The sequence below is a fragment of the Prauserella flavalba genome (genome assembly GCF_003202235.1).
Classification (GTDB): Bacteria; Actinomycetota; Actinomycetes; order Mycobacteriales; family Pseudonocardiaceae; genus Prauserella_A; species Prauserella_A flavalba.
In genome coordinates this window covers 529,908-550,527 of sequence record NZ_MASU01000002.1, presented here as the reverse complement: position 1 = coordinate 550,527, position 20,620 = coordinate 529,908, and the positions used below count along the sequence as shown (strand labels likewise).

16 protein-coding genes are annotated in these 20,620 nt (G+C 68.4%); 7 read left to right on the top strand and 9 right to left on the bottom strand.

What is annotated here, in order from left to right:
* Nucleotides 1–190: 190 nt before the first annotated feature.
* The 7 genes from BA062_RS05000 (at nt 191) to BA062_RS04970 (ending at nt 5,195) form a co-directional block, all read left to right on the top strand.
* Nucleotides 191–769: a YbaB/EbfC family nucleoid-associated protein gene (locus BA062_RS05000; RefSeq protein ID WP_110334817.1), complete on the top strand. Its 579-nt coding sequence runs from the start codon at nt 191–193 to the stop codon at nt 767–769.
* On the top strand, nt 766–1,107 hold the full coding sequence (locus tag BA062_RS04995; RefSeq protein WP_110334816.1) for a type VII secretion target: 342 nt from the start codon (nt 766–768) through the stop codon (nt 1,105–1,107). The genes BA062_RS05000 and BA062_RS04995 overlap by 4 nt, the downstream gene beginning before the upstream one ends.
* Nucleotides 1,100–2,242 carry a hypothetical protein gene (locus BA062_RS04990; RefSeq protein ID WP_110334815.1) on the top strand — a complete coding sequence of 381 codons (1,143 nt, stop codon included), beginning with the start codon at nt 1,100–1,102 and terminating at the stop codon, nt 2,240–2,242. The genes BA062_RS04995 and BA062_RS04990 overlap by 8 nt, the downstream gene beginning before the upstream one ends.
* An 11-nt stretch (nt 2,243–2,253) precedes the next feature.
* On the top strand, nt 2,254–2,988 hold the full coding sequence (locus BA062_RS04985) for a hypothetical protein (RefSeq protein ID WP_110334814.1): 735 nt from the start codon (nt 2,254–2,256) through the stop codon (nt 2,986–2,988).
* Nucleotides 2,989–3,115: 127 nt separating this feature from the next.
* Complete coding sequence (locus tag BA062_RS04980; protein WP_110334813.1) at nt 3,116–3,433, top strand: ESX-1 secretion-associated protein; 318 nt, start codon at nt 3,116–3,118, stop codon at nt 3,431–3,433.
* 27 nt (nt 3,434–3,460) lie between these two features.
* Complete coding sequence (locus BA062_RS04975) at nt 3,461–4,597, top strand: hypothetical protein (RefSeq protein ID WP_110334812.1); 1,137 nt, start codon at nt 3,461–3,463, stop codon at nt 4,595–4,597.
* Between the two features lie 4 nt (nt 4,598–4,601).
* Nucleotides 4,602–5,195 carry a hypothetical protein gene (locus tag BA062_RS04970; protein ID WP_110334811.1) on the top strand — a complete coding sequence of 198 codons (594 nt, stop codon included), beginning with the start codon at nt 4,602–4,604 and terminating at the stop codon, nt 5,193–5,195.
* A 66-nt stretch (nt 5,196–5,261) separates the two neighbouring features.
* Here the strand turns inward: BA062_RS04970 and BA062_RS04965 are convergent, their stop codons facing one another.
* The 9 genes from BA062_RS04965 to BA062_RS04925 form a co-directional block, all read right to left on the bottom strand.
* On the bottom strand, nt 5,262–9,173 hold the full coding sequence (locus BA062_RS04965) for a DNA-directed RNA polymerase subunit beta' (RefSeq protein ID WP_110334810.1): 3,912 nt from the start codon (nt 9,171–9,173) through the stop codon (nt 5,262–5,264).
* Between the two features lie 93 nt (nt 9,174–9,266).
* Nucleotides 9,267–12,758: a DNA-directed RNA polymerase subunit beta gene (rpoB, locus tag BA062_RS04960; protein WP_110334809.1), complete on the bottom strand. Its 3,492-nt coding sequence runs from the start codon at nt 12,756–12,758 to the stop codon at nt 9,267–9,269.
* A 462-nt stretch (nt 12,759–13,220) separates the two neighbouring features.
* Nucleotides 13,221–14,177, bottom strand: a complete 957-nt coding sequence (locus BA062_RS04955; RefSeq protein ID WP_110334808.1) for a hypothetical protein — start codon at nt 14,175–14,177, stop codon at nt 13,221–13,223.
* Nucleotides 14,178–14,209: 32 nt separating this feature from the next.
* Entirely contained in the window at nt 14,210–14,821 is a 612-nt protein-coding gene (locus tag BA062_RS04950) for a hypothetical protein (RefSeq protein ID WP_245959675.1), read from the bottom strand.
* 36 nt (nt 14,822–14,857) lie between these two features.
* Nucleotides 14,858–16,117 carry an MCE family protein gene (locus BA062_RS04945; protein ID WP_110334807.1) on the bottom strand — a complete coding sequence of 420 codons (1,260 nt, stop codon included), beginning with the start codon at nt 16,115–16,117 and terminating at the stop codon, nt 14,858–14,860.
* The gene (locus BA062_RS04940; protein ID WP_110334806.1) at nt 16,117–17,325 is read right to left on the bottom strand and encodes an MCE family protein; all 1,209 of its coding nucleotides are present in this window, start codon (nt 17,323–17,325) and stop codon (nt 16,117–16,119) included. The genes BA062_RS04945 and BA062_RS04940 overlap by 1 nt, the downstream gene beginning before the upstream one ends.
* Nucleotides 17,325–18,509: an MCE family protein gene (locus tag BA062_RS04935; RefSeq protein WP_110334805.1), complete on the bottom strand. Its 1,185-nt coding sequence runs from the start codon at nt 18,507–18,509 to the stop codon at nt 17,325–17,327. Before BA062_RS04935 ends, BA062_RS04940 begins: the two co-directional genes overlap by 1 nt.
* On the bottom strand, nt 18,506–19,492 hold the full coding sequence (locus BA062_RS04930) for an MCE family protein (protein WP_110334804.1): 987 nt from the start codon (nt 19,490–19,492) through the stop codon (nt 18,506–18,508). Before BA062_RS04930 ends, BA062_RS04935 begins: the two co-directional genes overlap by 4 nt.
* Entirely contained in the window at nt 19,492–20,523 is a 1,032-nt protein-coding gene (locus tag BA062_RS04925) for an MCE family protein (RefSeq protein ID WP_110334803.1), read from the bottom strand. Before BA062_RS04925 ends, BA062_RS04930 begins: the two co-directional genes overlap by 1 nt.
* Between the last annotated feature and the right edge of the window lie 97 nt (nt 20,524–20,620).

Below are 20,620 nucleotides of genomic sequence, written 5' to 3'. Positions count from 1 at the left end.
GTCGTCAAAGATACCCGCCCGTTTTCATGGCGACCACATCGGGGGTCGGTTTTGACCGACGATGCGGCACGGACGGGTGGCTTACGTCCACCAGTTTACCGGATACATCCCCGGGAACGGGGTCCGATGGTTCATGATGGGGCCGCATTGCGCTGGTCAGTGACAGCAACCATAGTCCGGGAGGCCCCTCGTGTCAGCGGAGTTCGAGCAACTCGTCGCGGAGTTCGAAAAGTTCCAGTCGAAGATCAAGAATGTCGACGACCAGCTCGCCAATCTCGGCCAGATGCAGAGTGAGCTCTCCGAGCTCGAGGGAGTCGCCACCTCGGCCGACCGCTCCGTCACCGTCGTGGCCGGTCCCGGCGGCGCCATCAAGGACATCCAGCTCACCGACAGGGCGATGGCCCAGCCCCCGCAGGCCCTCTCGGCCGCGCTGCTCTCGACCCTGCAGCAGGCGGTCGCCGAATCGGCCCGCAAGCAGGCCTCGATCGTCGAGGAGCACATGGGCGGCGGCCTCAACCTCACCGAGCAGGTGCTGGAGTCGCAAGCGCAGCTGTTCGGCAAGGACCCCGAGGAACTGCGGGCCGCGATGGAGCAGGAGCGCCCCCGCCGCCGCTCGGCCGAGGAGGAGCGCTTCGACGACTACTCGCAGCAGAGCGTGCTGAGCTCGGGCGACGACCGAGGCAGGCAGGCTCCCCCGCCGCCCGCGTCCGGCGGCGGTTCCGCGGGCGACGCGTTCCTCAAGAACCTCTTCGACGAAGACCAGCGATGAGCGGCGGCTACCACGTCGACGTCCCGGCGTTGCACAAGTACAAGGACAACCTGGGCAGCTACCAGGAGCAGGCGGGCAAATTCACCGAGCTGGTCGCCAAGGCCGACGTGGGCGACGAGTCCTGGGGAATCATCGGGCTTTTCACCAAGAGCCAGTACACCGAGACGCTCGGTCAGCTCCAGGAGCACCTGAGGAGCATGCAGGACGGCCTCCGGTCCGCTTCGGACAAGATCACCAGCGCCGCCGAGCAGTACCAGGCGATGGACGACGAGGTGGCGCGGCTGATGAACGAGATCCTGAACCGGATCGGGGCCGCCAAGGAGTCGCGTCATGGCTGAGGTGAAGGACGCCACCGAGGGCGTCGACGTCCAGGTCTCCGACGACTCCGGCTTCATCAACACCGGCAACATCGTCGGTGCGCTGCCGGGGCCGATCAGCGGCGGCGTCGGCCTGGTCAGCAGCTTCATCGAGGGGCCGGGCAAGGATCCCGACGTCGGCGACGTCGCCCATCACGCCGCGTCGCTGCTCAACGACAGTGTCGGGTTCGTGCAGTCGCTCGCGGGCACCGCGATGGAGATCGCCTCCGACCCGCTCGGCTGGCTGATCGGTCAGGGCCTCAACTTCCTCATCAGCGTGATCCAGCCGCTGCAGGACGCGCTGCACTTCGTGAGCGGCGACGGCCCCGCGCTGGAGGAGGCCGCGGGCAACTTCGGCAGCATCGGTGAGGGCTTCCAGGCGATGAGCGAGGACTTCGTCCGGGTCGCCGACGAGGCGCTCGCGGGCTGGACCGGCGAGGCGTCGGACGCCGCGAAGGCCGCGCTGGCCGACTTCGCCGACGGGGTCAGCGGCGTCGCCGCCAAGTCGGGCAACGTCGCGGAGATCCTGCAGGCCTCCAGCATGCTGATGACGGTGGTCGAGGAGGTCATCAAGGCCATCATCACCGAGTTCATCAAGTGGCTGATCATGATCTGGGTCCCGGCGCTCGCCGCCGCGATCCCCACCGCGGGCGCTTCGACGGCGGCCGCGGGCACGGCCACCACGGCTCAGGCGACCACCACGGTCACCAGCACCACGCAGAAGGTCAACAAGCTGACCCAGCTGCTCAACAAGATCAAAGCCTGGTTCGCCAAGCTCAAGTCCACGTTCACCAAGACGTTCACCAAGGGCGGCATCATGGACGCCGCCCGTGAGGGTGTCGCGGACGCGGCGCGGGAGGCCGGGATCGACGCGAGCCAGAGCATGGGCCGCAAGATCGCCAACGCCGGCATCGCCAGCCTCGAGGCGGGCGCCAAGGAGGGCGTCAAGCAGATGACCGGCATCGACCCCGGCAAGACCGACGACCCGGGCGGGCTGACACAGGGCTTCGTCAAGCACCACCTCAACCAGTCCGAGAAGGAAGGCAAGCGCGCCGACTACGACGCCATCGGCACCGAGCAGTCCGACGAGGAAACCACGCGCGACCTCGATGTCTGAGAGGAACCGGCTTGGGTAGCAGCGAAATCGTCGGCGGTGCCATCGGCGCCGTCATCCTCCTTGCGGTGATCGCCGTCGGGCTGCATCGCGTGTTCGTGGCGGGACCGCGCAGGCGGGCGGCCGAAACCGATCGCGTGGCAGGCATGGCGGGGCTCGTGCAGCGTCTCAACGCGACAGTCCACACGGCACAGGGCGGGACGCGGCCCTCCTTCGGTGTCCTGCCCGAGCCCCGCTACAACCACGCCAGCGACGCGCTCCGCCCGATCGAGCAGTTCGACCAGGCGGTCGAGTTCGCCTACCGCAACCATCAGGTGCTGGGCGTCGACTACACATACAACGTCAGGGTCAACGAGGCAGGCCGGAGTGTGGTCCGGTGGCTGCAGAACAACATCGTCCAGGTGCGCACCCCGCCGACCCCGCGTCTGCGGATCTCGGCGCGCAGGCCGGCGGGGCTCACGTACCGCGGTGACGAGCTCACCGTGTTCCAGCTCGGCAACGCGCGCTTCGACGACGTCTTCGAGGTGGCGGCGGCGGACGAGCGCTTCGCCAGGACGGTGCTGAACGGGCCGGTGCTCGACCTACTGCTGTACGGCAGCAGGTACCGGGACAAGTTCCTGGAGTTCGACGCCGGGGTGGTCCGCTCCGAGTTCGCGGGCAGCCTGGACGCGGACGTCCTGCTGTCCAACGCCGGTCTGCTCATCGACTTCGTCGAACGCCTCCCCCAGCAGGCATGGCGATACCGCTAGCCCCTGGTCCGCCGACGGGCTAGCTACGTTAAGCGCTGCTGAAGGGTGTAGGAGATCATGGCCGCGCACGGAGGAACCGGCTGGACATGAGCCGCCTCCAAGGTGCGGTCAGAACCAGGGAGGGCCGATGACGGGATTCAACGTCAACGAGGACGAGCTGCGGCAGTACGCCGACAAGCTCGCCGGGCAGAAGGACACCGCGAGCCAGATCCACAGCCTCGTCGACAAGGCGGACGTCGGGGACAAATCGTGGGGCGTCGTCGGGCTCTTCGTCAAGAGCGACTACACGCAGATGCTCGCGGACCTGAACGACATGTTCACCAGCATGGAGGAGGGTCTTCAGTCCGGTTCGGACAAGTTCAAGTCCGCCGCCGACGGATACCGGCAGCACGAGGACGCCGTCAAGGAGCTCCTCAACGGAATGAACGTCGAACTCGGCGGCTGAACGACAGGAAGACAGGGCTAGGCAAACATGGCTGAGGTAGAGACGGAAGCCGGCGGCGTCACGATCACCACCGGGGAGAAGGACTGGGGCGACAAGGCCAAGGAGGCCATCCCCCTCGCCGGTGGTGCGATCAAGGCGTTCGACGCGGCGGGCAAGCTGAGCGACGGCGCGACCGGGTCGGAGATCTCGGGCCTGGTGTCCGAAAGCTCCGGGTTCATCCAGGGGCTCGGCGGCGCCGCCATCGGCATCGCGACCGACCCGATCGGCTGGCTCGTCGGGCAGGGCCTGGAGTTCCTGATCTCCGTGTGCCAGCCCATCGAGGACGCGATCCACTTCGTCAGCGGAGACGGCCCCGCGCTCACCCAGGCCGCCGAGAACTTCACCGCCATCGGCCAGGGCGTCATGGAGCTGCGGCAGAAGTTCGGCGACGAGCTCACCTCGTCGCTGCAGAACTGGGGCGGCGAGGCCTCGGAGGCCGCGGGCACCAAGCTCGGCGAGTTCGCCAAGGGCATCGAGGGCGTCGCCGGCCAGGCCGGTGAGGTCGCCGAGATGCTGTCGACCTCGTCGATGATCATGTCGGTCGTCGAGGACTTCATCAAAGCGCTGCTCACCGAACTGATCACGTGGCTGATCATGATCTGGATCCCGGCGCTCGCCGCCGCGATCCCCACCGCGGGCGCCTCGACCGCCGCCGCGGGCACGGCCACGGCCGCACGGGCCGCCTCCACCGGCGGCCGGGTCGCGCAGACCGTGGCCAAGCTGCGCAGGCTGCTGGACAAGATCATGGACTTCCTGCGCGGCCTCCGGTCGAGGATCGGCAACCTCAAGACCGGCTTCAAGCAGGCGATGGACAACAAGCTGGCCCGCAGCCAGGCCGCCGACACCGCGCTGGCCGGCGCGGGCAAGAACCCGTTCAAGCAGTCCGTGGACCGCATGTGGGGCAAGGACGGCATGCTCGGCGAGCGGCTTCAGGGCGGCTTCGGCAAGTCGCTGGGCGGCGTGTTCAGCGACACCGCCGCCGCGCAGGTCGGCGCGGGCACGGGCGCCAACGCCGGCATCGACAAGGCCGCCCGCAACCAGGGCGCGCTGCAGGCCGCGGACGAGGCCGACCAGATCGGCACCGACTACACGAAGGGCGAAACCCAGGGTTACCTGGACATCTGAGCCGATGGAACTCGTTGACTGGCTACCCGACGGACCGGCGGGCTGGATCGTGCTCGCCGCGGTACTCGTGGCGCTCGGCTGGTGGGCCGCGAGGAGCCTGCCGGGCAGGCTCTTCGGGGCGACCTCGGCCCAGCGGCTCGCGAAGGAACGCGGCTGGCTCGTGAAGGTCTCCCCCACCGGCCCCGGCGGCGGCTCGGCGTGGGAGGCAGGCACCGTGCCGGGGACGTATCTGGAGTTCCTCGGCGAGCACCAGGGCCTCGTCTTCCACGCGAGGGAGCACCGCACCAGGGCCACCCGCTCCAGCGGCCACCCCGGTGAGCAGTCGTACCGCTGGCGCCCCGACTACGTCGTCACGGTCGCCACCACGGCCCCGCCCGGCCAGGGCGCGGATCGGTGGCTGGCCGCCTACCCCGCGATCCTCGACTGGGAGCAGCGCATCTTCCACGACCTCGACCGCGCCATGCGCCCACCCCCGGGCGGCGTGCACAGCGGCTCCGGAGTGGTCTCGGTCGGCAAGCGCGACGACAGGCTCTCCAAGAAGCAGCTGCTGGCCGACCTCGACCGGCTCGTCGCACTTGCCCGCTCTCAACAGCAGTAAGCCCCCGAGGGAAAACGAAAGAGCCCCCGCAGCGCCTGGCTGCGGGGGCTCCCTCGTTCGTGCCGGTTAGCGGAAGTCGCGACCGAAGTCGTAGTCGTCCAGCGGCACGGCGGCACCGGTGCCCGTACCGAACACGTCCGGGGTGTAGTAGCCGTCGTCGTAGGACGGGATCGCGTACGCCGCGACCCGCGCCTCCTCGGTCGGCTGCACCTGGATGTTGCGGTACCGGTTGATGCCCGTACCGGCCGGGATCAACTTACCGATGATCACGTTCTCCTTGAGGCCCACGAGCTTGTCGCTGCGGCCGTTGATCGCCGCGTCGGTCAGGACACGCGTGGTCTCCTGGAACGACGCCGCCGACAGCCACGAGTCCGTGGTCAGCGAGGCCTTCGTGATACCCATGAGCACCGGGCGACCCGAGGCGGGCTCGCCGCCCTCGGCCACCGACTGCCGGTTGACCTGCTCGAAGCGCGTGCGCTCGGGCAGCTCGCCGGGCAGGAACTCGGTGGCGCCGGAGTCGATGATCGTCACGCGGCGCAGCATCTGCCGCACGATGACCTCGATGTGCTTGTCGTGGATCGACACACCCTGCGCCCGGTACACCTTCTGGACCTCGTCCACCAGGTGCATCTGGGCCTCGCGCGGACCCATGACACGCAGCACCTCGTGCGGGTCCGGCGTGCCCTCGAGCAGCAGCTGTCCGACGTTGACGTGGTCGCCGTCCGCCAGCGGGCCGTTCGGGCCGACCGCGAGCCGCTGCCGCTTCGACAGCTTGTCGAAGACGATCTCCTCGCTGCCGTCGTCCGGGATCAGCGTGATCTTCCAGAACCGCTCGCTCTCCTCGATGCGGACCCGGCCATCGACGTCGGCGATCGGCGCCTTGCCCTTCGGGACACGGGCCTCGAACAGCTCGGTCACACGGGGCAGACCCGTAGTGATGTCGTCACCGGCGACACCACCCTGGTGGAAGGTACGCATCGTCAGCTGGGTACCGGGCTCACCGATCGACTGGGCGGCGACGATCCCCACGGCCTCGCCGACGTCGACCAGCTTGCCGGTCGCCATCGAGCGGCCGTAGCAGGTCGCGCACACGCCCGTGCCCGACTCGCAGGTGAGCACGCTGCGCACCTTGACCTTGGTGATGCCGCTCGAGATCAGCGTCTCGATCGCCGGGTCACCGAGGTCGTCGCCCGCGTTGAGCACCACGTTGCCCTGCGCGTCGACCGCGTCGGTCGCGAGGCAACGGGCGTAGGCGCTGGTCTCGACGTGCTGGGTACGCACGACCCTGCCGTCGCCGAGGTCCTCGCCGATGACCATGTTGATGCCGCGGCCGGTGCCACAGTTGGTCTCGCGGACGATGACGTCCTGCGACACGTCCACCAGACGACGGGTCAGGTAACCCGAGTCGGCGGTCCGCAGCGCGGTGTCGGCAAGACCCTTCCTGGCACCGTGGGTGGCGATGAAGTACTCCGCCACCGAGAGGCCCTCACGGAAGTTCGACTTGATCGGCCGCGGGATGTACTCACCCTTCGGGTTCGACACCAGACCACGCATACCGGCCAGCGACCGGACCTGGGTCATGTTGCCCGCCGCGCCGGACTTCACGATCATCGCGATCGGGTTGTCCTCGGGGAAGTGCTCCTCCATGACCTTGGCGACGTCCTCCGTCGCCTGGCCCCACACCTTGACGAGCTCGTTGTTGCGCTCGGCGTGCGAGAGCTGGCCACGCTGGTAGCGCTTCTCCACCTGCGACGCCCTGGCCTCGTACTGGTCCAGGATCTCCTTCTTCTCCGGCGGCACGAGCACGTCGGAGATGGCGACCGTGACACCGGAGCGCGTGGCCCAGTGGAAGCCGGCGTCCTTGAGCCGGTCCAGGGTCTGCGCGACCTGCGTCATCGAGTACCGCTCGGCGAGGTCGTTCACGATGACCGCCTGCCGCTTCTTCGGCAGGGGCTCGTTGACGAACGGGTAGTCGGCGGGCAGCAGCTCGTTGAACAGCACCCGGCCCAGCGTCGTCTCGGCCAGCCAGGTCTGACCGGGCTCCCAGCCGTTCTCGCGGAGCTTGGCCTCGTCGGCCTTCGGCGGCTGGCGGTCCTTGACGCGGATCTTGACCGGCGCGTGCAGGCCGACCTGCTTCATGTCGAACGCCATGATGGCCTCGGCCACCGAGGAGAACGCCTGACCGGCGCCCTTCGCGTTCTCGTCCAGCCTGGTCAGGTGGAACAGGCCGGTGACCATGTCCAGACGCGGCATGGCCAGCGGACGACCCGACGCGGGCGACAGGATGTTGTTCGCCGACAGCATCAGGATGCGGGCCTCGGCCTGTGCCTCCGCCGACAGCGGCAGGTGCACGGCCATCTGGTCACCGTCGAAGTCCGCGTTGAACGCCTCGCAGACCAGCGGGTGCAGCTGGATGGCCTTGCCTTCCACCAGCTGCGGCTCGAAGGCCTGGATACCGAGGCGGTGCAGCGTCGGAGCACGGTTGAGCAGCACCGGGTGGCCGTTGATGACCTCTTCCAGCACGTCCCACACCTGCGGGCGAGCCCGCTCCACCATGCGCTTGGCGGACTTGATGTTCTGCGCGTGGTTGAGGTCCACCAGCCGCTTCATGACGAACGGCTTGAACAGCTCCAGCGCCATGTCCTTCGGCAGACCGCACTGGTGCAGCTTCAACTGCGGACCGACGATGATGACCGAACGGCCCGAGTAGTCCACGCGCTTGCCGAGCAGGTTCTGGCGGAACCGGCCCTGCTTGCCCTTGAGCAGGTCGGACAGCGACTTCAGCGGGCGGTTACCGGGGCCGGTCACCGGGCGGCCGCGACGGCCGTTGTCGAACAGCGCGTCGACGGCCTCCTGCAGCATCCGCTTCTCGTTGTTGACGATGATCTCGGGCGCGCCGAGGTCGATCAGTCGCTTGAGGCGGTTGTTGCGGTTGATGACGCGGCGGTACAGGTCGTTGAGGTCCGACGTGGCGAAGCGGCCACCGTCGAGCTGCACCATCGGCCGCAGCTCCGGCGGGATCACCGGGACGGCGTCGAGCACCATGCCGCGCGGGTCGTTGCCGGTGGCCTGGAAGGCCGCGACGACCTTGAGCCGCTTGAGCGCACGCAGCTTCTTCTGGCCCTTGCCGCTACGGATGGTCTCGCGCAGCGACTCGGCCTCGGCGTCCACGTCGAACTCGGTGGCCAGCTTCTGGATGGCCTCCGCACCCATGCCGCCGGTGAAGTACTCGCCGTAGCGGTCGACCAGCTCGCGGTAGAGCAGCTCGTCGACGATCAGCTGCCGCGGCTCGAGCTTGGTGAACGTGGACCAGACCTCCTCGAGGCGGTCCAGCTCACGCTGGGCCCGGTCGCGGAGCTGGCGCATCTCACGCTCGCCGCCCTCCTTGACCTTGCGGCGGACGTCGGCCTTGGCACCCTCGGCCTCGAGCTCGGCGAGGTCGGCCTCGAGCTTCTGCGCCCGCGCCTCGATGTCGGCGTCGCGCTTCGCCTCGATGTTCTTGCGCTCGACGCTGATCTCGTTCTCCAGCGTCGGCTGGTCGTTGTGCCGGAGCTCGGTGTTGACGCCGGTGATGACGTAGGCCGCGAAGTAGATGATCTTCTCGAGGTCCTTCGGCGCCAGGTCGAGCAGGTAGCCGAGGCGCGAGGGAACACCCTTGAAGTACCAGATGTGCGTGACCGGGGCGGCCAGCTCGATGTGGCCCATCCGCTCACGGCGCACCTTGGCACGGGTCACCTCGACACCACAGCGCTCGCAGATGATGCCCTTGAAGCGGACCCGCTTGTACTTGCCGCAGTAGCATTCCCAGTCACGGGTGGGACCGAAGATCTTCTCGCAGAAGAGCCCGTCCTTCTCCGGCTTGAGGGTGCGGTAGTTGATGGTCTCCGGCTTCTTGACCTCACCGAAGGACCACTGACGGATGTCGTCGGCGGTGGCCAGCCCGATCCGGAGCTCATCGAAGAAGTTGACGTCCAGCACGTCCTTGCATCCCCTTGGGGTTGATTCGGCTAGAGGAGTCGGCTACCCGGGGCGGGCGTACGCGGGAGGTGTACGCCCGCCCGGGCGGCTGGGTCATTGCACGACGTCGTCCACGGAAGGCGACTCGTTGCGGGACAGGTTGATGCCGAGGTTCGCCGCCGCACGCTCGAGGTCCTCGTCGTCGGAGTCGCGCATCTCGATCGCGGCCCCGTCGCTGGAGAGCACCTCGACGTTGAGGCAGAGCGACTGCAGCTCCTTCAGGAGGACCTTGAAGGACTCCGGGATACCCGGCGACGGCATGTTCTCGCCCTTGACGATGGCCTCGTAGACCTTCACGCGGCCGAGCACGTCGTCGGACTTGATGGTCAGCAGCTCCTGCAGCGTGTACGCCGCGCCGTAGGCCTGCATCGCCCAGCACTCCATCTCACCGAAGCGCTGGCCACCGAACTGCGCCTTACCACCCAGCGGCTGCTGCGTGATCATGGAGTACGGGCCCGTCGACCGGGCGTGGATCTTGTCGTCCACCATGTGGTGCAGCTTCAGGATGTACATGTAGCCGACCGAGACCGGGTACGGGAACGGCTCGCCGGAACGGCCGTCCAGCAGGGTCGCCTTGCCCTCGGGGCCGACCATCCGGTCGCCGTCGCGGTTCGGCTTGGTGCAGGAGAGCAGCCCCATGAGCTCCTCCTCCTTGGCACCGTCGAACACCGGGGTGGCGGTGTTCGTGCCGGGCTCGACGTCCCGCAGCTCGTCGGACAGGTTCTTCGCCCAGTCCGGCGCCCCGTCGACCTTCCAGCCCTGCGAGGCCAGCCAGCCGAGGTGCAGCTCGAGGATCTGCCCGATGTTCATCCGGCGCGGCACACCGTGGGTGTTCAGCACGACGTCGACCGGGGTGCCGTCCTCGAGGAACGGCATGTCCTCGACCGGGAGGATCTTGCCGATGACGCCCTTGTTGCCGTGCCGGCCCGCGAGCTTGTCGCCGTCCTGCACCTTGCTCTTCTTCGCCACGTAGACGCGAACGAGCTCGTTGACGCCCGGGGGCAGCTCGTCGTCGTCCTCGCGGGAGAACACGCGGATGCCGATGACCTTGCCGGTCTCGCCGTGCGGCACCTTCAGCGAGGTGTCGCGGACCTCGCGCGCCTTCTCGCCGAAGATCGCGCGGAGCAGGCGCTCCTCCGGGGTCAGCTCGGTCTCGCCCTTCGGCGTGACCTTGCCGACCAGGATGTCGCCGTCGCGGACCTCGGCACCGATGCGGATGATGCCGCGCTCGTCGAGGTCGGCGAGCACGTCCTCGGAGACGTTCGGGATGTCCCGCGTGATCTCCTCGGCACCCAGCTTGGTGTCGCGCGCATCGATCTCGTGCTCCTCGATGTGGATCGAGGTGAGCACGTCGTCCTGGACGAGCCGCTGCGAGATGACGATGGCGTCCTCGTAGTTGTGGCCCTCCCACGGCATGACCGCCACGAGCAGGTTCTTGCCGAGCGCCATCTCACCCTTGTCGGTGGACGGGCCGTCGGCGATGACCTGGCCCTTCTCGACACGGTCACCCTCGTCGACCACCGGGCGGTGGTTGAAGCAGGTGCCCGCGTTGGTGCGGCGGAACTTGTACAGTCCGTAGCTCTTCCGCGTGCCGTCGTCGTGCATGATCGTGACCATGTCGGCCGAGAGCTCCTCGACCACGCCGGCCTGCTCGGCCACGAGCACGTCACCGGCGTCGACGGCGGCGGTCAGCTCGACACCCGTACCGACCAGCGGCGACTCGTTGCGCAGCAGCGGCACGGCCTGACGCTGCATGTTGGCGCCCATCAGCGCGCGGTTGGCGTCGTCGTGCTCGAGGAACGGGATCATGCCGGTGGCGACCGACACCATCTGCCGCGGCGAGACGTCCATGTAGTCGATCTCGAGCGGGTCGATCAGCTCGACTTCGCCGCCCTTGCGGCGGCCCAGCACCGACTCCTCGACGAAGTGGCCGTCCTCGGTCAGCGGCGCGTTGGCCTGCGCCTTGACGAAGCGGTCCTCCTCGTCGGCGGTCAGGTAGTCGACCTGGTCGGTGACCCGGCCCTCGACGACCTTCCGGTACGGCGTCTCGATGAAGCCGAACGGGTTGACCCTCGCGTAGGAGCACAGCGAGCCGATCAGACCGATGTTCGGGCCTTCCGGCGTCTCGATCGGGCACATCCGGCCGTAGTGGCTGGGGTGCACGTCGCGGACGTCCATGCCGGCGCGCTCACGGGACAGACCGCCGGGGCCCAGCGCCGAGAGGCGGCGCTTGTGGGTCAGGCCCGACAGCGGGTTGTTCTGGTCCATGAACTGCGACAGCTGGGAGGTTCCGAAGAACTCCTTGATCGCGGCGACGACCGGGCGGATGTTGATGAGGGTCTGCGGCGTGATCGCCTCGACGTCCTGGGTGGTCATCCGCTCGCGGACCACGCGCTCCATGCGGGAGAGGCCGACCCGGATCTGGTTCTGGATCAGCTCGCCGACGGTGCGCAGGCGACGGTTGCCGAAGTGGTCGATGTCGTCGGTCTCGACGGGGACCTCGGTCTCACCGGGCTTCATCGTCTCCTCGCCCGCGTGCAGGCGGACGAGGTACTCGATGGTGGTGACGATGTCCTCTTCGGTGAGGGTGCCGCTGTCGTACGGCAGGTCGAGGCCGAGCTTCTTGTTGATCTTGTACCGGCCGACCTTGGCGAGGTCGTAGCGCTTGTCCTTGAAGAACAGGTTCTCCAGGAGCGTCTGCGCGCTCTCCTTCGTCGGCGGCTCGCCCGGGCGCAGCTTGCGGTAGATGTCGAGCAGCGCCTCGTCGGTGCCCGCCGTGTGGTCCTTCTCCAGCGTCGCGAGCAGCGTCTCGGAGAAGGAGAACCGCTCCCGGATCGCCTCGGTGGTCCAGCCGAGGGCCTTCAGCAGGACGGTGACCGGCTGGCGGCGCTTGCGGTCGATGCGCACCCCGACCGTGTCGCGCTTGTCGACGTCGAACTCGAGCCACGCACCACGGCTCGGGATGATCTTGACGCTGAAGACGTCCTTGTCGGTCGTCTTGTCGATAGTCTGGTCGAAGTACACACCCGGCGAACGGACGAGCTGCGAGACCACGACGCGCTCGGTGCCGTTGATGATGAAGGTGCCCTTGTCGGTCATCACGGGGAAGTCGCCCATGAAGACCGTCTGGCTCTTGATCTCGCCGGTGTTGTTGTTGACGAACTCGGCGGTGACGAACAACGGCGCCGCGTAGGTCATGTCCTTGTCCTTGCACTCCTCGACCGAGGCCTTGACCTCGTCGAAGCGCGGATCGGAGAAGGACAGGGACATCGAACCTGAGAAGTCCTCGATCGGGGAGATCTCGTTGAGGACCTCCTCGAGACCACCGACCGGGTTCTCCTCACCCTCGTTGACGGCGCGTTCGAACCACGCCTCCGAGCCGGTGAACCATTCGAAAGACCGAATCTGCACGTCAAGCAGGTTGGGAGTACTCAGCGGTTCACGGATCTTCGCGAAAGAGACCCGCTTCGGTGCTCCTGGAATTCCCGTTGACTCTCGAGTCGAGTTGGTCGCAGCAGTGGCCTGGTTCGCGGGAGAGACTGCCAAGATGCGTCCTTCCGGGGACATAGCGGTTGAGCAGCCGCGTTAGCAACTAGCAACACGTACTGTCAAGGGTGCGGTGTTGCCGACCATCCTAGCTACCGCACATGGGCAGCCTGAAAGTGGGCAGCGCAAAGAAGCAGTCTAGCCCTGAAGACGCTACTTGTCGAGGGGGCACGCCCGACGGGGCCCAGCCTCATTCGTCGTCCTCCTGGCTCGCCTCCCGCAAGGCTCGCCGTTGCCTGTAAGCGTGAACCCCCGTGGACTCTGAGTCAAGCGCCCACGCGCTCTTGCCGTCGGTTGGCGCAGCGGCGTCTGGGCGCACAAGTGCCCGCCACCTCGGACGTCGGCCGCCCAGCTCTGAGCGCCGGTCGGCTCACTCATGCAGTGAAGGCCACCTTCACTGCGTTCAACGCAGTGAAGGTGGCCTTCACTGCTGCATGTGGGTGTCGTGCCGGGGCGAGCGGCTCAGTTCTCCGCGGGCGGCTGGTTCTGCTGGCCGGGCTGGGTCGGCACCGGGGTCGGCTGGCCCGAGGCGTAGGTGTCCATGTCGGTCACCTTCCACTTGCCGTCGCGCTTCTCCGTGGTGAACCACAGCGCCGCGCCGCCGGAGGAGGTCTGGTTGTCCGACGCCCGCGTGGCCGTCTGGTCGATGTACACCATGACCTTGGCCCGGTCGTCGTCGAGCATCACCACGGCGCTGCGCGTCGCCTTCACGGTGACGACCATCTGCTGCTCGGGAGCCAGCCGCTTGAGCTCACCCATGAACTGCTCGTACTGCTGCCGGACTTCGTCGTTGACCAGCAGCTCGTCCGCGGCCCGCTCGTTCTTCGGGATGTCGTTGTAGTCGATCGAGAAGAGCCGCTCGGCCGCCGAGCTCATCTCCTGCTTGACCTGCGCCGTGCCCGCCACGTCGATCAGCGCCGTGTTCTCGGTCCGCGCCGAGGCGTCGCTGCCCTTGAGCTGGAAGAAGGCCGCCAGCCCAGCGAAGAGCAGGCCGACCACGAGCAGCACGCCGACCAGCGCGAACGAGTTCCGGAACCCACGCTTCGGCAGGGGCTCGCCGTCGGGCTCGGCGACCTCGACGGCGACCTCCTCCTCGGAGGCGGGCTTGGCCGCGCCCGTGTCCCTGACCTTGCGGCGCGGGGCGGGCCGTTTCGGGGTCTCCGTCTCGCTCTCGGCCGGTTCCGGCGGCGTCAGCGCCTCGGGTTCCGGCCCCGGCGGCTCGACGGCCTCAGTGGCCTCCTGAGCCTCGGCAGGCTCAAGAGCCTCCGGAGTCTCGGGCTCCTCCGGTTCGGTGCTCTCGGGAGCCTCCGGGCGCGGGCGGGGCGAGGGCGCCGCCGGCTTGCGCAGTCCGGCGACCCGTGGGCGCCGGGCCGGCGGCGTCGCCCCGGTCGCACGGGGAAGGCGGCGGGAAGCTGACACGACTGACTCCGATCCGATGCTGCTCGTTGCGCTTACTGCGTCGTCGCCGCGACCGGCACGTCGCCGATCTGCGACACCTTCCAGACCTGCTCGCCGTTCTCGTCGACACGGGAGAGCTGGACCTCCAGGCGCAGCGTCTTGGTGCCCTGCTCCTGCCCGCGCGTGACCTTGGTGCTCACGGTCGCGAGCGCGCTCGCCACGCCCTCGCGGTCGTTGAGCTCCTCGACGGCGACGTCCTGCACCGTCGACACCACCTTGGTCTTGGCGTCCGAGATCGCCTTGCGGTAGGTCTGCTCCGCAGTGCTGATCTGGGTCTTCAGGTCCTCGGTGACCAGCGACTTCTGCCGGTTGAAGTACTCGTCGAGGTTCTCGTAGTCGACCTCGGTGAACGCGGTGACGGCCTGACCCGCCACGCGCACGACGTCCTCACGCGACGCCGCGACGTCGGCGTTGTCGTCGGCGGCCGCGACCCACCACATCGCCCCGAACACCGCCGCCACGAGGAAGGCGGCGATCGCGAACGCCGCGCTGCCGAACAGGAGCCACCTCGGCGGTCCCGAACTCCGCCTCGGCTCCGGCTCGCCCGGCTCCCGCTCGGGAGCCTCGGCGTCGACCCGCGTCTCTTCCGGCTCGTCCGAACTCATAGCGCTCCAGGGTAGGTCGGGGATGTGTGGTCTGGATCAGCCCGGCAGGCCGATCAGCTGCCCGAGGCTCGTGATGCTCAAGCCCGGGCTGCCCGCGACGCCGGGGACGCCGCGCAGCGAAGCGAGCTCCTCCTCGTCGCGGGTGGAGTTCGCCTGCACCTGCTCCTGGCTCGGTGCGACCGGCACGCCGTTGAACGGCGCGTTCTGCGAGCCGCGCACGCTGATCGGGCTGCCCGCCGGCTCGGCGCAGTACGCGTCCTCCTTGGGCGCACGCTCGCTCATGTCGCTGCCCGGCCGGTACTCCTCCGGCGGCAGGTAGCCCTTGGTGCACGACGGTGGGTTGAACAGGTTCAGCGCGAGCCCGAGGTGGGCGGTGCCGTCGTCCGGCGCCACGGTGAACGCGCCTGCCGACACCATCGGGTAGGTCACCATCGCCTGCTCGAGCCCGTCGAGCCTGGTCACGAGGATGTTCGACGTCGTCAGCAGGTTCGCCACCAGCGAGCTGAGCCCGGGGCCCGTCTCGGCGAGCACCTCGCTGACCTGGGTGGACACCTGCGGCGTGATGTCGATCAGCCTGCGGATGTCGCCGTCGGAGTTCTTCAGCGTCTCCGACAGCGAGGCCAGGTCGCTGCTGAACGAGCGCATCGACCCGGACAGGTCGTTCTGCGTGTCGAGCACGACGTTGCCCTGCTCCAGCAGCTGCACGGTCTGCGGCAGGTACTGCTGCGCGACCCTCGTGAAGTCGCGCGTGGTGTCCATCAGCACCTGCAGGTCGTCGCCGGTGCCGCGGAAGGCGTCGTACGACTCGTCCACCACCGTGCGCAGCGCGTCGGTGGGCACGGACGTGGCGAGGCTGTCCAGGTCGCCGATCACCTTCTCGGTCGGGATCGGCGTCTTGGTCCGCTCTGCCGGGATCACGGCGCCGTTCTCGAGGTACGGGCCGTGCTCGTTGACCGGCTGCAGGTCCACGTACTGCTCGCCGACCGCGGAACGGTTGGCGATCAGTGCGTGCAGGTCGCGAGGCACCTGCGGGGCGTCCGGTTCGATCTCGAGGTTCGCCTGCAGGCCGGTCTCGGTGAGGCTGAGCTGGCCGACCCTGCCGATGTTGTAGCCGCGGTAGGTCACCTCGGCGCCGGTGAAGATGCCACCGGACTCGTCGAGCTGCAGGTGAACCGTGTAGCCGCCCTCGCCGAAGACCTTCTCGACGTCGGTGAAGCGAACCAGGGCGTACGCGATCGCGAGCACCGAGATGATCGCGAAGGCGACGAGCTGGATCTTCGTCCTGCGCACGAGCATCAGCCGGCACCCCCTGACAGCACGTCGAAGATCCCCTGGACGCCGGTGTTCTGCGGCTGCTGTGCCTGCCCCGTCGGCGCCTGCTGACTCGTCTGGGGCTGCGAGCCCGGCAGTGGCAGCGGCGGCGGCGCGTTCTCCGGCGTGCCCTGCCGCCCACCGGTCAGCTGGCCGAGGATCGGGACGTCCTGCAGCGGGTTCTGCCTGCTGCGGCCCATGTTGGCCAGCACCTCGCCGAGGTTGAGGTCGATCTTGGCGTAGAGGTTGAAGTAGTCGCCCTTCGCCCCTTCGACGGCCGCGTCGCTGAACGGGTAGGTCAGCAGCAGTTCGAGCGCCTTCGGCAGGTCGGAGCCTGCCTCCCCGAGCTTCTGGAGTGTCGGCAGCAGCGCCCGCAGGTTCGCCACCAGGTCCTCCTGGCTGGCGTTGACGGTGTCCACCGCGACGCCGGAGAGGCCCTCCAGCGCCTGCAGCATCGTCACGAGCTGGCCGCGCTGCTGTTCGAGCACCCGCAGGCCGGGGCCGAGGTCCTCGATCGCGCCCGCGATCTGGTCCTTCTGCGCGTTGAGCGTGCCGGAGAGCCGGTTGAGCCCGTCGAGCGCGCGGGTGATGTCGCCCGACTGCTCGTCGAGGGTGCTCACCAGCCGTTCCGCGTTGTGCAGCAGCGCGCGGACGTCGGGCTCGTTGCCCTCCAGGGTGTTGTTGAGCTCCTTGGTGATGACGTTGAGCTGCTCGACCCCGCCGCCGTTGAGCAGCATCGACAGCGCGCCGAGCACCTCCTCGACCTCGACGTTGCGGTTGGTTCGCGACACGGGGATCAGGTCGCCGTCCGCGAGTTTGGCCTGCGCGGCCGCCTCGGGTGGCGTGGTCAGCTCGACGTACTTCTCGCCGAGCAGGCTCGACTGGCGCAGGTTCGCGATGGCGTTGGCGGGCAGCTGGACGTCGCCGTTGACCACCACGGTCACCTCGGCGGTCCAGCCGTCCTCGGCGAGGCCGATGCTCTCCACCTGACCCACCGGGACCTCGTTGACGCGCACGCCCGACTGCGGCACCAGGTCCAGCACGTCTCGGAACTGGACCTTGACGCGGTAGGGGTGGTCGCCGAGGTCAGCGCCGCCGGGGAGCGGCACGTCGTAGATGCCCGTGAACCCGCAGCCCGACACCGCGAGCAGCGCGGAGGCGGACACGGCGACCAAGGTCTTCCGGAATCGCATCACTGCCCACCTCCCGAGCTCAGCAGCTGATCGGTCAGCGGCACCGGCAACGGCGGCAGGTTGCCCTGGTTCAGCGCGTTCACCGACTGGGCCAGCGACGGCACCGGCAGCGTGCCGTCGAGCAGCGGCGCCACCTGCCCGCACAGGTCGCCGAGCGCGTCGAGCGCCTCGGGCGTCTGCTTGAGGAACCCACAGATCATGGCGATCGGCGGCTGGGTCAGCTCGTTGAGGTTGGCGCGGGCGTCGAGCGTGCCCGACGACGCGTTGTAGGTGTTGGCGAGGTTGCCCAGCGCCAGCGGGGCGATGTCGAGCGTCTCCGCGAGCGCGGCGCGCTGATCGACGAGCACCCTGGTGACGCTGGCGAGCTTGTCCACATTGGACTTCACCCGGCCCCGGTTGTCCTCGATGAAGTCCCGCACGGAGTACAGCGTGGTGCTCAGCTGCTGGACCGTGGCCGCCAGGTTGTCCTTCTCGCCCTCCAGGAAAGAGCTGACGTCGGCGAGCTGCGTCTCGAACTGGCGCACCTCGTCGTCGCTGTTCGCCAGTGTCGTGGACAGCTTCGCGAGGTTCTCGACGGTCTTGAACAGGTCACCGGAGTTGCCGGAGAGCGTTCCCGCGGCCTGGCTGAGCCGGTTGATGGTGTCGTTCAGCGCCTTGCCGTTGCCCTCCATGTTGTCGGAGAGCGTGTTCAGCAGGTTCGACAGTGAGCCGTCACGGTTGGCGCCGTTGGGTCCGAGCGACTCCGACACGCGGCTGAGGCTCTCGTTGAGCTCGTCGACCTCCAGCGGCACGGCGGTGCGGTTCATCGGGATCATGGCGCCATCGTCCAGCGTCGGCCCGCCGGTGTAGGCGGGGCCGAACTGCACGTAGCGGTCGGACACCAGCGACGGCGCGACGATCACGGCCTGCGCGTCGGCGGGGATCGTCACCTCGCGGTCGTAGGTCATCTCGACCTTGACCCGCTCGCCCTGCGGCTCGACCCGGGTGACCTCGCCCATCTCGACGCCGAGCACGCGCACGCTATTGCCGACGTAGAGGCCGACGGCGCTGGGGAAGTACGCGGTCACGTGTTTCTGGCCCGCGTCCTTGAGGGTCCACCACAGACCGCCCGCGACCACGAGCCCGAGCACGCAGGCGATCGTGACGCCTCGCAGGAGGCTCTGACCGAAGCGGGTGTCACTCATTGCGCGTTGCACCCCTCTTCGTTCAGCGGGCCGACCGACGGCAGGAGCAGGCCGCAGATGTAGTTGTCGAACCAGCGGCCGTTGCCGATCGTGTTGTTGAAGACCCGGATGAACGGCGCGAACCGGCGGATGCCCTCCGACAGCGACTCCTGGTTGCGCTGGAGCATGCCCGTGAGCTGGTCGAGCTGGGTGAGCACCGGGTCGAGCTGGCCCTGGTTGTCGTCCACCAGGCCCTGCAGCTGGGTCGCGAGCGCCTGGCTGCCCTGCAGCAGCGCCGAGATCGCCTGCTCGCGCCTGGCCAGCTCGGCCAGCAGCAGGTTGCCATCGTCGATCAGCTTCGTCAGCTCGGCGTCGCGGTCGGCGAGGGTCTGGCTGACCTGCCGCGTGTTGGCCAGCAGCGTCGAGAGCTGCTGGTCCCGCGAGGCGATCGTGTTGGACAGCTGCGAGAGCCCGTCGAGCGCGCCGCGCACGTCGTCGGGCGTGTCGGCGAAGGTCTCCGAGAGCACGTCGAAGCTCTGCGCGAGCTGCTCGGTGTCGATCTCGTCGACGGTCTGGGAAAGCCCCCGGAACGCCTCCAGCACGTCGTACGGCGCGACCGTCCGCTCCCTCGGGATGGTGTCGCCGGGGTCGAGCGCCCGGTCCCCGACCGGGTCGAGCGCCACGTACTTCTGCCCGAGCAGAGTCTTGATCTTGATGGCAGCGCTGGTGCGGTCGCCCAGCCACGCGTCCTTGACCTTGAACGACACGCGCACCCGGTCGCCGGCGAGCTCGACGTCGGTCACCTTGCCGACCTTGACGCCCGCGATGCGGACCTCGTCGTCGGCCTGCAGCCCCGCGGCCTCGCTGAAGTCGGCGGTGTAGGTGGTGCCGCCGCCGATGATCGGCAGGTCGTCGGAGTTCAGCGCCGCGACCGTGCCCAGCACCATGAGCACGATGCCGACGACGGCGATCGGGATCGGGTTGCGTTTCTGGAAGCTCGTCATCAGCCCATGCACCGTTCCCTGCCCACCGGGGCGATCGGCACGTTGACCGGCGCGGTCATCAGACCGGGGATCTGCACGCTGCCCTCGGTCGAGCACAGGAAGAAGTTGAACCACGAGCCGTAGTCGGCTGTCGCGGTCATCCTGGTGACCTTCTCGGGCAGGAACTGGATGAAGTGCTCCACGAGCGGCTCGCTGTCGTTCAGGTTGTTCGCCAGCACGCCCAGCGCCTCGATGTCCTGCTTCAGCGGTTCCCTCGCCTCGTCGAGCAGTCCCGACGTGGTGGTGGTCAGCTCGCCGAGCGACTCGATCGCGTCGCCGATCGGCTCGCGGTCGCTGGAGAGGCCGGACACGAACTGCTGGAGCCGGACGATGAGGTCGGACAGCTGCGGCGTGCGTTCGTTGACGGTGGCCAGCACGCTGTTGAGGTTGTCGATCACCTGGCCGATGACTTGGTCCTTCTCGGCGATGGTCGTGGTGAGCGACGCGGTGTGCGCCAGCAGGCTCTCCACCGTGCCGCCCTCGCCCTGCAGGACCTGGATGATCTCGAAGGACAGCTTGTTCACGTCCTCGGGGGCCAGCGCGCGGAAGAGCGGTTTGAAGCCGTTGAACAGCTCGGTGAGGTCGAGGGCCGGCCGCGTGCGCTCCACCGGGATGTTCCCGCCCGGCTCCAGCTGCCCGGCGGGCTCGCCGGTGCCCTGGTCGAGCGACACGTAGCGCTGGCCCACGAGGTTGCGGAACTTGATCGTGGCTGTGACCCCGGCGGGCAGCCTGCGGCCCGAGTCCACCTCGAACTCGACTTCGGCCTGCCTGCGGTCGACGATCCGCACATCGCTCACCTGGCCGACGCGCACGCCCGCGATGCGCACGTCGTCGCCGGGCAGCAGCATCGCGGCGTCGGTGAAGCGGGCCGTGTAGGCGTTGGTCTTGGTCAGGTTCACGTTGGCGATGCTGATGCCGAGGATCGCGGTGAACACCACGGTGACCACGATGAAGATCGTCAGCTTGGTCAGTGGAGCGGCGACTCCCCTCATGCTTCGCCCCCCGTCTGAACGCGCGACAGCGAACGCGGAGCCGGGCCGCTCACCGATCCGCCGAACGCCCGGTCACCTCGCAGAGCGGCCCGCCTCC